The organism is Nocardioides lianchengensis (genome assembly GCF_900101465.1).
Lineage (GTDB): Bacteria > Actinomycetota > Actinomycetes > Propionibacteriales > Nocardioidaceae > Nocardioides > Nocardioides lianchengensis.
Map to the genome: position 1 here is coordinate 418,180 of NZ_FMZM01000002.1, position 14,175 is coordinate 432,354.

General features: G+C 74.1%; 15 protein-coding genes. 10 read left to right on the plus strand and 5 right to left on the minus strand.

Annotation, left to right across the window (positions count from 1 at the left end; all coding sequences use genetic code 11):
• Together BLT76_RS05600 and BLT76_RS05605 are read right to left on the minus strand one after the other, a co-directional pair.
• Complete coding sequence (locus tag BLT76_RS05600) at window positions 1-744, minus strand: peptidoglycan-binding domain-containing protein (RefSeq protein ID WP_090851936.1); 744 nt, start codon at window positions 742-744, stop codon at window positions 1-3.
• Window positions 744-1,313 (minus strand): SACE_7040 family transcriptional regulator, encoded by a 570-nt coding sequence (locus BLT76_RS05605; protein ID WP_090851939.1) that lies wholly within the window; start codon window positions 1,311-1,313, stop codon window positions 744-746. The genes BLT76_RS05600 and BLT76_RS05605 overlap by 1 nt, the downstream gene beginning before the upstream one ends.
• A 41-nt stretch (window positions 1,314-1,354) precedes the next feature.
• Between BLT76_RS05605 and BLT76_RS05610 the strand changes: the two genes are divergently transcribed.
• From BLT76_RS05610 to BLT76_RS05640, 7 genes are all read left to right on the plus strand, one after another.
• On the plus strand, window positions 1,355-2,704 hold the full coding sequence (locus BLT76_RS05610; RefSeq protein WP_170866947.1) for a glycosyl hydrolase: 1,350 nt from the start codon (window positions 1,355-1,357) through the stop codon (window positions 2,702-2,704).
• 28 nt (window positions 2,705-2,732) lie between these two features.
• Complete coding sequence (locus tag BLT76_RS05615) at window positions 2,733-4,244, plus strand: carboxyl transferase domain-containing protein (RefSeq protein WP_090852201.1); 1,512 nt, start codon at window positions 2,733-2,735, stop codon at window positions 4,242-4,244.
• A gap of 89 nt (window positions 4,245-4,333) precedes the next feature.
• On the plus strand, window positions 4,334-6,181 hold the full coding sequence (locus BLT76_RS05620) for an ATP-binding protein (protein ID WP_090851945.1): 1,848 nt from the start codon (window positions 4,334-4,336) through the stop codon (window positions 6,179-6,181).
• A 124-nt stretch (window positions 6,182-6,305) separates the two neighbouring features.
• Window positions 6,306-7,232: a hydroxymethylglutaryl-CoA lyase gene (locus tag BLT76_RS05625; RefSeq protein WP_090851949.1), complete on the plus strand. Its 927-nt coding sequence runs from the start codon at window positions 6,306-6,308 to the stop codon at window positions 7,230-7,232.
• A 14-nt stretch (window positions 7,233-7,246) separates the two neighbouring features.
• Window positions 7,247-8,338, plus strand: coding sequence for a hypothetical protein (locus BLT76_RS05630; protein WP_090851952.1), 1,092 nt, complete (start codon window positions 7,247-7,249; stop codon window positions 8,336-8,338).
• Window positions 8,335-9,444 carry a hypothetical protein gene (locus BLT76_RS05635; RefSeq protein ID WP_090851955.1) on the plus strand — a complete coding sequence of 370 codons (1,110 nt, stop codon included), beginning with the start codon at window positions 8,335-8,337 and terminating at the stop codon, window positions 9,442-9,444. The genes BLT76_RS05630 and BLT76_RS05635 overlap by 4 nt, the downstream gene beginning before the upstream one ends.
• A complete protein-coding gene (locus BLT76_RS05640) occupies window positions 9,441-10,658 on the plus strand; it encodes a hypothetical protein (protein WP_090851958.1) in 1,218 nt (405 codons plus the stop codon). Before BLT76_RS05635 ends, BLT76_RS05640 begins: the two co-directional genes overlap by 4 nt.
• Here BLT76_RS05640 and BLT76_RS05645 read toward each other — a convergent pair.
• Window positions 10,619-11,311 (minus strand): EcsC family protein, encoded by a 693-nt coding sequence (locus tag BLT76_RS05645; RefSeq protein WP_090851961.1) that lies wholly within the window; start codon window positions 11,309-11,311, stop codon window positions 10,619-10,621. The genes BLT76_RS05640 and BLT76_RS05645 overlap by 40 nt on opposite strands.
• Before the next feature lie 117 nt (window positions 11,312-11,428).
• On the opposite strand from BLT76_RS05645, the gene aat reads away from it, so the two are divergent.
• Both aat and BLT76_RS05655 read left to right on the plus strand, forming a co-directional pair.
• Window positions 11,429-12,115 (plus strand): leucyl/phenylalanyl-tRNA--protein transferase, encoded by a 687-nt coding sequence (gene aat, locus BLT76_RS05650; RefSeq protein ID WP_090851964.1) that lies wholly within the window; start codon window positions 11,429-11,431, stop codon window positions 12,113-12,115.
• A gap of 9 nt (window positions 12,116-12,124) precedes the next feature.
• Window positions 12,125-12,574, plus strand: coding sequence for a hypothetical protein (locus BLT76_RS05655; protein ID WP_090851967.1), 450 nt, complete (start codon window positions 12,125-12,127; stop codon window positions 12,572-12,574).
• Window positions 12,575-12,581: 7 nt separating this feature from the next.
• Here BLT76_RS05655 and BLT76_RS05660 read toward each other — a convergent pair whose 3' ends face one another.
• Window positions 12,582-12,911, minus strand: a complete 330-nt coding sequence (locus BLT76_RS05660) for a rhodanese-like domain-containing protein (protein WP_090851970.1) — start codon at window positions 12,909-12,911, stop codon at window positions 12,582-12,584.
• 18 nt (window positions 12,912-12,929) lie between these two features.
• On the minus strand, window positions 12,930-13,796 hold the full coding sequence (locus BLT76_RS05665; RefSeq protein ID WP_090851973.1) for an Fpg/Nei family DNA glycosylase: 867 nt from the start codon (window positions 13,794-13,796) through the stop codon (window positions 12,930-12,932).
• A gap of 111 nt (window positions 13,797-13,907) precedes the next feature.
• Here BLT76_RS05665 and BLT76_RS05670 point away from each other — a divergent pair, with 111 nt between their 5' ends.
• Window positions 13,908-14,174, plus strand: coding sequence for a hypothetical protein (locus BLT76_RS05670; protein ID WP_090851976.1), 267 nt, complete (start codon window positions 13,908-13,910; stop codon window positions 14,172-14,174).
• Window position 14,175 lies beyond the last annotated feature (1 nt).

Genomic DNA, 14,175 nt, shown 5'->3' on the forward strand with positions numbered 1-14,175 from the left:
TCAGCGGTAGTCGTAGAGCCGGCACCCGGTGGCCGTGATCCGGTTCCAGGTCGCGGCGTCGAGGATCCCGGTCTCGGGCAGTCGGGACTCCTGCTGGGCGGCGGAGATCCGGGCCGCCATCACCTCGCCGTACTTGCCGCGCACGCGGTTCCTCCCGGTCAGTCGCACCTCCGCGTCCGGGCGCAGCTCGGCGTCGATGGTGATGAGCATGTCCTGCAGCTCGCCGATCCAGACCTCGTTGCGGGGGGCGATCGCCGCTGGGGTGCGCTTCTGCAGGACCGGCGCCTCTGTCGCGGGGACCTCGCACAGGCACATCGCCCGCTCGTCGATGCCGTCGACCAGGAAGGTGACGTTGTCGCGCCGGTGGATCGGTTTCCTCAGCCGGTCCAGGCACAGGTCGGTGGCGTCACCGGACCGGTAGACCACCCAGTCGAAGGTGTCGTCGGTGGAGGACGGGGTCCAGCGGGTGGCGCACGAGCGGCTGGTCTCCAGGTAGCGGAGGTCCTCGTGCGGGGTGTTCACGACCTCGTTACGCAGCGCGGCGGCGTTGTCGCCGAAGCCGACGACCAGGACAGGTTCGCCGGTGCAGTCGAGGTCGATCTTCGGGATCCCGAGCCCGAGCGGGTCGGCGTACGACGTCGCACCGCCGTCCCCACCGCCGTCGTCGCCGAACAGCGCCGCTGCCGCGCCCCCGCCGACCCCGAGGACGACCGCGAGGAGCAGGGCGACCAGTCGGGTCCGCATCAGCGGACCCCGAGCGCGCCCAGCGCCATCCGCACCAGCAGCTCGTGCATCGGCTCGTCGGGCAGCAGCCGGCTGTGCGGGGTGGAGTTGATCAGCCCGAAGGCCGCGTGCGCCGTGGCTCGGGCCCGGTCGAGCCCGAGGTCGGGCGAGACCCGGCGCAGCTGCTCGGCCCAGAGGTCGACGTACGTGCGCTGGAGGGTGCGGACCTGCTCGCGGGCGTCGTCGGGCAGTGACTCCCAGTCGCGGTTGTGGACGACGATCAGCGCGCGGTGGTTCAGGGCGAAGTCGGTGTGCCACTCCACCAGCGCTCGTACGGCGGTGGCCGGCGTCGCGGCGGCCGCGACCCGCTCCTGCCCGCCGGCGAGCAGCTCCTCGCTGATCGAGACCAGCATCGCCGCGAGCACGGCGTCCTTGGACGCGAAGTGCTTGTAGAGGGCCGGTCCGGAGATGCCGCAGGCCGCGCCGAGGTCGGCGACCGAGACGCCGTGGAAGCCGCGGGCGGCGAAGAGCTCGGCCGCGGTGGCGAGGATCTGCTCGCGCCGGGTGGGGGTCCCGGCGGCGCTCGTCATGGGGTCAGGTTATCGGCGCTGCCGGTGGATACCGTGCTCACGTGCTCAGGATCGCGGTCGCGGTGCTGGTGGCCGCCGGGGTCCTCGCCCCGGTCCCGGCCGTCGGCGGTGAGCTGCAGCGCTTGCCGCGGTCGGCGGTGAGCCACCGGGTGGAGACCCCGAGCCCGCGGGTCGGTCAGCGGGTCGTCGTGACCGGCCGGGTCCGGCCCGCCGCCCGTCGTCCGGTGCTGCTCCAGCGCCTGGTCGGGAAGCGCTGGGTCCGGGTCGCGACCGACCGCACGGACCGCCGCGGCCGCTACCGTCTGGGCGTGACGCCCAGCGCCGCGGGCCTGCTCCGCCTCCGGGTCCGGGTGCCCGCCGCCCGGGGCCGTCGGGCCACCGGCTCGCCGGTGATCCGGGTCCGGGTCGGCGCGGTCGCCTGCCGCCGCGGACCCGGTCCGGTCGACGCGGCCGCGGACGCCGCCGCCGTCGCGCTGGTCCGCACCCTCGACGACTGGCGCTGCGCCGGCCGGACCGCCGTCGGTCAGCAGGTCAACATCAGCAACGACGCCTGGGCGGACCTGCTCGACGTCGCCCCGGCCCGGTTCCGGGTGGTCGGGTTCGACCTCACCGAGCTGGCCGACGCCCTCGCGCTCGGCAAGGCCGAACGGCTCGACCGGCTGGTCGACCTGGCCCGGGCCGGCCACGTGCTCACGGCCTCCTGGCACGCGCGCAACCCGTGGACCGGCGGCGACTGGAACGACCGGACCGACGCCGATCTCGGCGCGCTCCTCACCCGCCGGAGCGGCGGCGACACGGCGGCGTACGACGCCTTCTGGGCCACCTGGGACCAGCACCTCGGCACCCTCGCCCAGCTGGGGGCGGCCGGCGTACCGGTCGTCGTCCGGCCGCTGCACGAGGCGGGCGGCGGCTGGTTCTGGTGGGGGCACCCCGACCCGGCCGAGTACCGCGCCCTCTTCGCCCGGCTCCAGCAGCGCGCCGCCGCGCGCGGCGTCCACAACCTGCTCTGGGCGTACGCCGCCGCGCCCCGGACCTGGAGCGGCGTGCACGACCCGGTCGCGCTGGTGCCCGCGCGGGTCGACCTCGGCGGCACCGACAGCTACGACGACACCGCCGACGGCCGTCCGGCGGTGCTCGACCTCTCCAGCTATGCCGCCGTGGCCGCCCGGGTGCCGCGGATGGCCCTGACCGAGGTGGGGCCGCAGCACAGCGATGGCTCGTGGGACCCGCGGGTGGTCGCCGACACCCTGCGCCGGACCCGCACCCCGGCACTCTGGGCGATGTTCTGGTTCGACGACGCGCAGGGGAGGAAGGCGGTGCGCTCGCTGCAGGGCGGCCGGGCCTGGCTGGCCTCGTGCCCCGGCGGCCTCTGTCCTGGCGTGGTTGGTTAATGATCGCTAACCTGACCTCGTGGCGAACATGAGGGAGCTGGTCGAGGAGCTGCGCGAGCGGCTGGCGGTGGCCCGGCAGGGCGGCAGCGAGGCGGCCCGGACCAAGCACACCGACCGGGGCAAGCTGCTGGTGCGTGACCGGGTCGACCGGCTGCTCGATCCCGGCAGCCCGTTCCTGGAGCTCTCGCCGCTCGCCGCCTACGACATGTACGGCGGGGGCGTGGCCGCGGCGAGCATCGTGACCGGGATCGGCCGGGTGCACGGCCGCGAGGTGGTGGTGATCGCCAACGACGCGACCGTGAAGGGCGGCACCTACTATCCCCTGACGGTCAAGAAGCACCTGCGCGCCCAGGCGGTCGCCGCCGAGAACCACCTGCCGTGCATCGCGCTCGTCGACTCCGGCGGCGCGTTCCTGCCGATGCAGGACGAGGTCTTCCCCGACCGCGAGCACTTCGGCCGGATCTTCTTCAACCAGGCCCAGATGTCGGCCCGCGGCATCCCGCAGATCGCCTCGGTGATGGGCTCGTGCACCGCCGGCGGCGCCTACGTCCCGGCCATGTCCGACGAGACCGTGATCGTCCGCGACCAGGGCACGATCTTCCTCGGCGGCCCGCCGCTGGTGAAGGCCGCGACCGGCGAGGTGGTCACCGCCGAGGAGCTCGGCGGCGGCCTGGTGCACGCCACGAAGTCGGGCGTCGTGGACCACCTGGCCGACGACGACGCGCACGCGCTGGCCATCGTCCGCGGCATCGTCGACACCCTGCGCCCGACACCCGCGCCGCCCTGGGAGGTGCGCCCGGTCGAGGAGCCGCTGGAGGACCCGGCGTCGATCTACGACGTGGTGCCCGCCGAGGTGCGCACGCCGTACGACGTCCGCGAGGTGATCCGCCGCCTCGTCGACGGCTCGCGCTTCCAGGAGTTCAAGAAGCTGTACGGCGAGACGCTGGTGACCGGATTCGCGCACATCTGGGGCCACCCGGTCGGGATCGTCGCCAACAACGGGATCCTGTTCAGCGAGTCGGCGCTCAAGGGCGCGCACTTCATCGAGCTGTGCAACCAGCGCGGGATCCCGCTGGTCTTCCTGCAGAACATCTCCGGCTTCATGGTCGGCAGGGAGTACGAGAACGGCGGCATCGCCCGCGACGGCGCCAAGCTGGTCACCGCCGTCGCCTGCTCGGTCGTCCCCAAGCTCACCGTCGTGATCGGCGGCTCGTTCGGCGCCGGCAACTACGGCATGTGCGGGCGGGCCTACGACCCACGGTTCCTCTGGACCTGGCCGAACGCCCGGATCTCGGTGATGGGCGGGGAGCAGGCCGCCTCGGTGCTGGCCACCGTCGCCGGGCGCCCCGACGACGAGGAGTTCAAGGCCCCGATCCGGGAGCAGTACGAGACGCAGGGCTCGCCGTACTACGCGACCGCGCGGCTCTGGGACGACGGGATCATCGACCCCGCCGACACCCGCCGGGTGCTCGGCATGGGCCTCGCGGCCGCCGCACACGCGCCCGTGCCGGCCCCCTCCTACGGCGTCTTCAGGATGTAAGCCCACCCCATGACGTTCTTCACTCCCCCGCTTCGCTCCTCCGTGAACAACGCCACGGGGACCCCGACCCTGCCGCTGGAGGTGCTTTCGTGAAGTCGGTGTTCATCGCCAACCGCGGCGAGATCGCGGTCCGCATCGCCCGCACCTGTGCGCGTCTGGGCCTGGCCTCGACGGTCGCGACGGGCGACTACCTCGACGTCGAGGCGCAGGTCGCGCAGGCGCTGGCCGCCGGGGCCGACGCCGTGCACCCCGGCTACGGCTTCCTGTCCGAGAACGCCGGCTTCGCCCGGGCCGTGATCGACGCCGGACTGGCCTGGGTCGGGCCGCCGCCGTCGGCGATGGAGGCGATGGCCCGCAAGGACGTCGCCCGCGAGGTCGCGGTCGCGGCGGGCGTGCCGGTCGTCCCCACCGACGCCGGGGCTTTCGGTGATCGAGTAGCCCGCGAGGAACGAGCGGGCCTATCGAGATTCCCCGTCCTGGTCAAGGCCGCCGCCGGTGGCGGCGGCAAGGGCATGCGCGTGGTCCGCTCGGCCGCCGAGCTGGACGAGGCCGTCGCGGCAGCCAAGCGGGAGGCGCTGGCCGCGTTCGGCGACGACACGATCCTCATCGAGACGTACGTCGAGCGCGGCCGCCACGTCGAGGTCCAGGTCATGGCCGACGCCCACGGCACCGTGCTGCACCTCTTCGAGCGCGACTGCTCCACCCAGCGGCGGCACCAGAAGGTCCTCGAGGAGGCGCCGGCCCCGACCATCTCCGCGGAGGTCCGCGAGCTGGTGCTGTCGTCCGCGGTGGCCCTGGCCCGCGAGGTCGGGTACGTCGGCGCCGGCACCGTCGAGTTCCTGGTCGACGAGGTGACGGGGGCGGCGTACTTCCTCGAGATGAACACGCGGCTGCAGGTCGAGCACCCGGTCACCGAGGCGATCACCGGCCTCGACCTGGTCGAGCTGCAGCTGCGCGTGGCCGCAGGTGAGTCACTCGGACTCACCCAGGACGACGTGCGCTGCGACGGACACGCGATCGAGGCCCGGATCTACGCCGAGGACGCCTTCGGCGGGTTCCTGCCCCAGGCCGGCACCACGTCGATCGTGCGCTGGCCGGAGGGCGTCCGGGTCGACCACGACCTGGCGTCCGAGCAGGTCGTCAGCACGTCGTACGACCCGATGCTCGGCAAGGTCGTCGTCCACGGTCCCGACCGCGAGGCGGCCCGGGCCGCCCTGGTCGACGCGCTCGACCGGACCGCGATCCTCGGGCTGACCACCAACACCGGCTTCCTGCGCGCGCTGGCCGCCTCCGACGCGTTCCGCGACGCGACCATCGACACGGCCTGGCTCGACCGGCACACCGTCCCCGAGCCGGACGCCGACCTGCCGCGGACCTTCGTCGCCTGGGTCAGCGCGATGCTGACGGCGTACGGCGACGCCGGGCACCCGTTCCAGCCCGACGGGTTCCGGCTCGGCGGACCGCCCGCGGCGACCGTCGTACCGCTGGACCGGGAGGTGCTGGTCGACCGAGCCGCCGGCACCGTCGACGGAGTCCCGGTCCGCCAGGTCTCCGCCGCCGACCACGTGCTGACCCTGTCGGTGGCCGGCGACGAGGTGTCGATGGTGGTCAACGTGCAGGCCGACGGGACCGCGGAGGCGTCGTACCTCGGCCAGCGCTTCGCCTTCGAGCGCCCCGACCCGCTCGCCGACCACGGCCCCGCCGCCGGCGACGGCTCCGTCACCGCCCCGATGCCCGGCACCGTCCTGGCAGTGGGCGTCGCGGTCGGGGACGTCGTCGCCGCGGGCGACCCGCTCGGCATCCTGGAGGCCATGAAGATGGAGCTCACCCTCCGCGCGCCCTTCGCCGGCACGGTCGCGCACGTCGACGCCGCCGTCGGCCGGCAGGTCGCCCTCGGCGCCCGGTTGTTCCACGTGGAACCGGGGGCCGCCTCGTGAGACCGGGTCGCAGCCGCCGCAGCTGTAACGCGATGTTCGCCGCACTAGGTACGCGCTGCAGCACGTCTCCAGTGCGGCGAACATCGCGTTACAGCCCGGCCCCGACGACCCCCGGAGCCCCCCGATGACCCCCGGGCTGCCCATGGTCGTGCCGGAGCCGGGACTGCCGGAGCGGGTGACGATCTACGAGGTCGGGCCTCGGGACGGTCTGCAGAACGAGCAGGCGCTGGTGCCGGTGGCGGTCAAGGCCGAGCTGGTGCAGCGGCTGGTGGCGGCCGGGCTGCCGGTGGTGGAGGCGACCAGCTTCGTGCACCCGCGCTGGGTGCCCCAGCTCGCCGACGCCGAGGAGCTGATGACGATCCTGGGGGAGGCCGGCCGGAGGCACCCGGTGCTGGTGCCCAACGAGCGCGGCCTGGACCGGGCCCTGGCCCTCGGCCTCCAGCACGTCGCGATCTTCGGCTCGGCGACCGAGACGTTCGCCCAGAAGAACCTCAACCGCACCCTCGAGACCCAGCTGGCCATGTTCGAGCCGACCGTACGGCGGGCCCGCGACGCCGGGATGGACGTGCGGGCCTACGTCAGCATGTGCTTCGGCGACCCGTGGGAGGGTCCGGTCGACCCGCGGCAGGTGGTCGACGTCGGCCGGCGGCTGCTGGACCTCGGCGCCAGCCAGCTCAGCCTGGGCGACACCATCGGGGTCGGGACGGCCGGTCAGGTCACGGCCCTGGTGCAGGCCTTCCGCGACGCCGGGGTGGACGAGGGGCGGCTGGCGATGCACTTCCACGACACCTACGGCCAGGCGCTTACCAACACCCACGCGGCGCTCCGGGCGGGGATCACCACCTTCGACGCGAGCGCCGGCGGGCTGGGCGGCTGCCCGTACGCGAAGAGCGCCACCGGCAACCTGGCCACCGAGGACCTGGTGTGGATGCTCACCGGTCTCGGCATCGAGCACGGCGTCGACCTGGGGGCGCTGGTGGCGACCAGCACCTGGCTGGCCGGGGAGCTCGGTCGGCCGAGCCCGTCGGCGGTGGTGCGCGCCCTGGCGTAGGCCACAATCGGGCTATGGCCGACGTCGTCTACCTCCACCTGGGCCTGCCCAAGACGGGCACGACCTACCTGCAGGACCGGCTGGCCCTCAACCGCGCCACCCTCGCCCGGCACGGCGTCCGCTACCCCGTCGGCCCGCACGACGACATGTTCCGGCCTGCGCTCGACCTGGTCGAGCGGCGTTGGGCCGGGGTCGGGAACGATGTCGGCGGCGAGTGGGACGCGCTCGTACGACGGGTCCGGCGGGCCAAGGGGACCGTCGTCGTCAGCCACGAGATCCTCGCCGGCGCCGACCGCGACCAGGTCGAGCGGGCGGTCACCTCGCTCGCCCCGGCCGAGCTCCACCTCGTCCTCACCGCCCGCGACATCGCCCGGCAGGTGCCGGCCGAGTGGCAGGAGCGGCTCAAGCACCAGGACGTGTCGTCGTACCGCCGGTTCGCGCGCCGGGTGCGCAAGAACCCGCGCTCGGACACCGCGAAGTCGTTCTGGCGGGTCCAGGACCTGACCCGGGTCCTGGAGCGGTGGAGCCGGCAGCTGACCCCCGACCGCGTCCACGTCGTCACCGTGCCGCCGCCCGGTGGGGCGCCGAGCGAGCTGTGGCACCGGTTCTGCCGGGCGATCGCCGTCGACCCCGCCTGGGCGCCGCTCGACAGCGTGCGCCGCAACCCGTCGATCGGGGCGGCCGAGAGCGTGATGCTGCGCCGGCTGAACACCCGGCTGCGCGCCGAGGGCCTGGGGTACGACGGCTACGCCGAGCTGGTCCGACAGCTGATCGTGCACGACACGCTCGCGGTGGCCGAGAACCCGCGGAAGGTGACCCTCCCGCCGGACGCCTACGACTGGGCCGACGAGGTCGCGGACCGCTGGCACGACTGGCTGGTCGGGTCGGGGGTCGACGTGGTCGGCGACCTCGTCGACCTGCGCCCGGTCCGCCCCGACCCGGACGCGCCCTGGCACGATCCCGACCGGCCGGGCCAGCGCGCGGTGGCCCACGCGACCATGGACGCCCTGGTGGCGGTCATCATGGAGGCCGACCGGCGCCCGGGACCCGACGATCAGCTGGTGGCCCGGGTCGGCAAGGTCGCCCGCAGGCTGCGTGACCGATGAGCGGCGAGCGACGGGCCTGGGGCTGGCACGCCCACCTGCGTGCGGGCGGGACCACCCCCTGGGTCGAATGGGAGGGCGAGGCGGACCCCGTCGGCCGCTTCCTGCCCGGCGCCCAGCAGCTGGAGCTGCTGCGCCGCCTCCACCTCAGCGGTACGACGACCTCCGTGCTGACCGAGCGGGTGCTCGCGGCCGGGGCCCCGGGGCGCGGCCGCCCCGACCTGGAGCTGGTCGGCGCGGCCCGCGACCGACGGTTCGGGCCGCGACCGGTCGATCCCGCCGCGCTGCCCGACGACGAGCTGGTGCGGGTCGCCTCGGGGCTGCTCGCCGAGGACCTGTCCGGTGAGGACCTGCCCGACCCCGAGCCGGCCGCGCCCGCGCGCCGGTCGTGGCTGCGGCGCGGCCCCGGGCCGGTCCACTACCGGCTGGTCGGCGACCCCTGGCCGGCCACCCGGGCCCGCGAGCAGCTGGTCGCGCAGGGCCGTCCGCCCGGCGGGCGCGACGAGCGGGTGGTGGTCGTGGGCGGCGACCTGGCCGGCATGCTGGTCGACCTGTGGCTCGCCCGGTGCTTCTCGTCCGGCACCGCGTCCTGGCCCGAGTGGCTGGACGCGGCCACGGGTCGTCGTACGCCTCCTCGGCGGGCCGACCTGGCCCGGGTCGCCCGCTACTGGCGCGGCGAGGTCGGGGACGATCGGCTCCGCGTCGTGCTCGACCCGGCGGCGCTGCCCGGGCTGCTCGACGCCCCCGGGCTGACGCCTCCGCCGCCGGTCTCGGCCGCCGCCGGCGAGCTGGCCCGGCGGGTCGGGGAAGTGCTCGGGGTGCTGGTCGAGCGGCCGGTGCGCGTGCGGCTGCTCCGCGAGCACCTCCTGCCGCAGCTGACCGGGAGCGGCGGCCCGCCGCTGGTGGTCCCGGAGTCCCGGTACGCGTGGGTGCGGCAGCAGGCCGAGCGGCTGCACCGGACCCTGGGCGAGGAGGGCTACCCGGTCGTCGGGGACCTCGACGTCCTGCTGCGACCGCCCGGGAACGGCGTCGACGCGCCACGCGACGGCGACGTCCTCGACCTGGCCCTGCGGCTGCTGCACGAGAACGCGACCGGAGGAGTCGGATGAGCGCGCGCGTCCTGCTGCACGTCGGCACCCCCAAGACCGGCACGTCGTACCTCCAGGACGTGCTGTTCCTCAACCGTCCGCTCCTCGCCGAGCACGGCATCCTCTACCCCGCCGAGCGCTTCGACGAGCACTTCCTGGCCGCGCTCGACCTGATGCGGCTGGCCTGGGGCGGCCTGGAGTCCGAGGCCGTCGGCGCCTGGGACCGGCTCGCTGCGGCCGTGCGCGCGCACGACGGCACCGCGATCATCAGCCACGAGATCCTCGCGACCGCCTCCCGCGCCCAGGCGGCCCGCGCCCTCGAGTCGCTCGGCCACGGCGCCGGCACCGAGGTGCACCTGGTGCTCTCGGTGCGCGACCTGGCCCGGCAGATCCCGGCCGAGTGGCAGGAGAACGTCAAGCACCGCAGCCGGCTGAGCTACGCGAGCTTCCTGGACCAGATCCGCGACCCCGCGCGCGAAGGCCGGATCGCCACCTGGTTCTGGGGGGTCCAGGAGCTTCCCGACATCCTCGACCGCTGGGGCTTCGACCTGCCACCGGAGCAGGTGCACCTGGTCACCGTGCCGGCGCCGGGCGGACCGCGGCAGCTGCTCTGGGAGCGGTTCAGCCGGGCCTTCGGCCTCGACGACGTCCCGCTCGACCTCGACCACGCGGGCCGGGTGAACCCGTCGCTCGGTGCCGCGGAGACCGCGCTCGTGCGTCGCATCAACCGTCGGACGGACGGGGTCGTCGACTCGGCGCTCTACCGGCCGCTGGTCCGCGAGCTGCTCGCCCACCAGACGCTGTCGCGCCGCACCGACACGCCGCGCCTGGCGCTGCCGCCCGCCGTGCACCCGTGGGTCGAGGAGGTCACCCAGGTGTGGATCGACGAGATCCGCGCTCAGGGGTACGACGTCGTCGGCGACCTCGACGACCTGCGCGCGCCGGCGCCGCCGGCCACGTTCGCCGACCCCGACCGGCCGGTGCCGCGGCAGGTCGCGAGCGCCTCGCTCGACGCGATCGAGGCGCTGCTGCTGGAGAACGCCCGGATCCGCAAGGCCGAGATGCGGCTGCAGCGCGAGGTCGAGGACCTGCGCGGCGAGCTCGACCGGGCCCACCTGGACCCGACGTACCGGTGGCAGGAGCGGGTCGTGGGTCGGCTGCAGTCCGGGGCGACCGGCCAGCGGCTGCTGGGGGTCTACCGCCGGGCGCGGGGCAGGAGCTCGGAGGAGGCGTAGCGGCCGATCTTCCAGGTCGCGTAGCCGTCGGCGCCCAGGCCGACCAGCCCGCCGACGACCGGCACCCGCCGGCCGACGGTCACGGCCAGCCGCTTCCCGGCGACCCGGGCCACCATCTCGGTGCCCACCTCGGTGCTGATCCGTCGGTCGAGCTCGGGGTCGTGCTGCGGCGCGGTGGCCAGCGCCATCGGCGGTGCCGGCAGCTTGCGCTTCTTGACCAGCTTGTCGACGCTCTCGCGGCCGAGCAGGCAGGCCAGGATCGCGTTGCGGACCCGCGGGTCGTCGAGGTCGTGGCCGCGCAGGTGGGCGATCCCGGCGACCATCCGGCACTGGACGAGCGCCAGGCCGGTGACGTTCGTGGGGATGGTGAGCGCGGCGGTCACGACGCCGCCGATGTTCGTGACGAAGCCCTGCGCGCCGGCGTACCGGACGTGGTTCTCGATCACCTCGTGGATCGCCTTGTCGACGTCACCCTTCTGCTCGCGCAGCTGGGCGTCGGCAGCCTTCGACGCCGCCGGCAGCGGGCCGACGCCGGCGATGGCGCGGTGCAGCGCCTCGCGGACGAACGACGAGGTCAGCCCGGGCGCCATCGCGATCGCGCGCGGGGCCAGCTGGCGGGCGACGCCGCTGGTGACCTTGCCCTTGGTGCCCATGGCCAGATCGTACGGAGCACGTCCTAGTGCCGTGCGTCGGAAGTCGTCGATCGGTCGGCGTGCCCGGAGTGCGCGAAGCGCCCCAGGACTCTCGACGCACGGCACTAGGGTCGAGGCGTGCCGATCGAGCCGCCTGCGACGCCCTGGGTCCTGCCCGACCCGGCGCTCGCCGACGACGGGGACCTCGACGACCTGGTCGCGATCGGGGCCGACCTGGAGCCAGGGACCCTGCTCGCGGCGTACCGCTCGGGGCTGTTCCCGATGCCCGGCGCCCGCCGCGGCGACCCGACGTACTGGTTCAGCCCCGTCGACCGCGGCGTGCTGCCCCTCGACGGCCTGCGGGTGTCGCGCTCGCTGCGCCGCTCGGTGCGCGAGTACGACGTCCGGGTCGACACCGCCTTCGACGAGGTCGTCGCCGCCTGCGCGGACCCGCGGCGGCCGCAGGGCTGGATCGACCGCGACATCCGCCGCGCCTACGGCCGCCTGCACGACCTGGGCTGGGCGCACTCGGTCGAGACCTGGCAGGACGGGCGCCTGGTCGGCGGCCTGTACGGCGTCGCGATCGGCGGCCTGTTCGCGGGCGAGTCGATGTTCCACCGCGCGACCGACGCCTCCAAGGTGGCCCTGGTCGGGCTGGTCGAGCTGCTCCGTGACGAGCACGCCGACCGGCGGGTGCTCGACGTGCAGTGGCAGACCCCGCACCTGGCCTCGCTGGGGGTCGTCGAGGTGCCGCGGGCGTCGTACCTGGAGCTGTTGCGGGCGTCACTCACCGTTCCGCTGCCGGGGGTGTTCGCCGGGCACTAGCCTCCCGCCGTGGACCGCCTCCTCGTCGCCGCCGTCGCGACCACCGTCGTCTCCGTGCTCGCGGCGGTCGCCGGGGTGCTGTGGCTGGTCTGCGGGCAGCCGGGGACCGGCGACGGGGACCTGCCCGAGCTGGCGGTCGGGACGGAGGAGGAGTTCTGCGCAGCGTTCCTGAACCCGTTCCCGCTGATGGAGGACATGGCGACGGGTGCTGCCGACTTCGCCGACAACCAGGTCGAGTACGCCGACCGGATGGCGGCCGCGGGCCTGCCCCGGGACGTCGATGCGGAGGTTCGACGCGGGCTGACGGTCTACGCCGAGAAGAACCGGTCGATCCCGTCCGGGGCGCTGGACGACGACCTCTCGACGCTCGACGACCTGCCGGAGCTCAGCGAGTCCGAGGACGCGGCCTACCACGCGTTCGACGACTGGGCCCGCGCCACCTGCGGCGCGCCGTACTGAGGACGGCTCAGACGACCTGTGGGTCCTGCCCGGTCTCGCTGACCATCGGCCGGCCCGCGCCGGCCCAGTCGAGCATCCCGCCGTCGAGGTTGACGACGTCCATGCCCTGCTGGGCGAGGTAGCCGACGGCCTGGCCGGAGCGGCCACCGACCTTGCAGACCACCAGCACCTGGCCGGAGGGCACCTCGTCGAGGCGGTGCGGCAGGTCCATCAGTGGGATGTGCACGGCGCCGTCGATGTGCCCGTGCTCCCACTCGACGTCCTCGCGGACGTCGAGGATCGCCAGCAGCTCCGGGATGGGGTCGGGGACCTCGTCGATCGACACGCTCGGGATCATGGGACCACCGTACGACGGCTACTTCAGCAGCCGACTCATCCGCCGGTCGGCGAGCGGCTTGCCGCCGGTCTGGCAGGTGGGGCAGTACTGCAGGGAGGAGTCGGCGAAGGAGACCTCGCGGACGAGGTCGCCGCAGACCGGGCAGGGCTTCCCGGTCTGGCCGTGCACCGCGAGGTTGCTCTTCTTCTCCTTCTTCAGGTCGGCGGCGGCCAGGCCGCGTGAGCGCTCGACGGCGTCGCCGACGGTGGTGCGCAGCGCGTCGTACAGGGTCTGGAGGTCGTCGCCCTCGATGCTGCTCGCCGGCTTGTAGGGAGACATCCGCGCCGCGTGCAGGATCTCGTCGGAGTAGGCGTTGCCGATGCCGGCGATGGTGCCCTGGTGGCGCAGCACGCCTTTGACCTGCTTGCGGCCCTCGCGCTGGAGGATCGCGCCGAGGACGTCGACGGTGAAGTCGTCGGTCAGCGGGTCGGGGCCCAGGCTCGCGATGCCGGGGACGTCCTGGGGGTCGCGGACGAGGTACATCGCGAGGCTCTTGCGGGTGCCGGCCTCGGTGATGTCGAGGCCCGACTGGTCGTCGAGGACCACCCGGACCGCCAGCGTCGACTTGGTGCTCGGCTTCGGCGGGATGGTCGGGACCTCGTCGCGCCACCGCACCCAGCCGGCCCGGGCGAGGTGGAGGACCAGATGGACGCCGGAGGCCTCGAGGTCGAGGAACTTGCCGTGTCGGGTCACGTCGTCGACCAGCGTCCCCTCGACCGCCGACAGCGGCGGGTCGAAGGTCTTCAGCGCGCTGAACTGGGCCACGTGGACCTTGGTGATCGCGCGACCGTCCAGCCGGCTCCTCAGGTCGAGGGCCAGCGCCTCCACCTCGGGCAGTTCGGGCACAGCAAGCAGTCTAGGAGGAGATCGGTGGTCGAGTGCCGCCGAGGAACGAGGCGGTGTATCGAGACCGACCGAACCGGTGACAGGCGGGGCGTTCACGGCGCATCATGGGGCATGACCGCCGCCCGTCCGCTCCCGCAGCTGGGGTCGATCTACCTCGACGCCCGCGGTGCGGAGCGTGCGCTGCGGGTCTCGTGGCACCACGACTCCGGCCTGGTCGTGCTGTCGCTGTGGCGCGACAACGTCTGCGCCGGGTCGTTCCGGCTGGCGGTCGACGAGGTGCCCGACCTGATCGACATGCTGCGCGCCGGTCTGGACCTCGCCTACGACGCCGCGGTCGACCACGGCCCCGACACGGCACCGGTCTACGAAATCTCCTAGA

Coding starts and splice junctions, on each gene's coding strand:
- BLT76_RS05600 (WP_090851936.1), bottom strand. CDS start 744: ATGCGGACCCGACTGGTCGCCCTGCTCCTCGCGGTCGTCCTCGGGGTC.
- BLT76_RS05605 (WP_090851939.1), bottom strand. CDS start 1,313: ATGACGAGCGCCGCCGGGACCCCCACCCGGCGCGAGCAGATCCTCGCC.
- BLT76_RS05615 (WP_090852201.1), top strand. CDS start 2,733: ATGAGGGAGCTGGTCGAGGAGCTGCGCGAGCGGCTGGCGGTGGCCCGG.
- BLT76_RS05625 (WP_090851949.1), top strand. CDS start 6,306: ATGACCCCCGGGCTGCCCATGGTCGTGCCGGAGCCGGGACTGCCGGAG.
- BLT76_RS05630 (WP_090851952.1), top strand. CDS start 7,247: ATGGCCGACGTCGTCTACCTCCACCTGGGCCTGCCCAAGACGGGCACG.
- BLT76_RS05635 (WP_090851955.1), top strand. CDS start 8,335: ATGAGCGGCGAGCGACGGGCCTGGGGCTGGCACGCCCACCTGCGTGCG.
- BLT76_RS05640 (WP_090851958.1), top strand. CDS start 9,441: ATGAGCGCGCGCGTCCTGCTGCACGTCGGCACCCCCAAGACCGGCACG.
- BLT76_RS05645 (WP_090851961.1), bottom strand. CDS start 11,311: ATGGGCACCAAGGGCAAGGTCACCAGCGGCGTCGCCCGCCAGCTGGCC.
- BLT76_RS05660 (WP_090851970.1), bottom strand. CDS start 12,911: ATGATCCCGAGCGTGTCGATCGACGAGGTCCCCGACCCCATCCCGGAG.
- BLT76_RS05670 (WP_090851976.1), top strand. CDS start 13,908: ATGACCGCCGCCCGTCCGCTCCCGCAGCTGGGGTCGATCTACCTCGAC.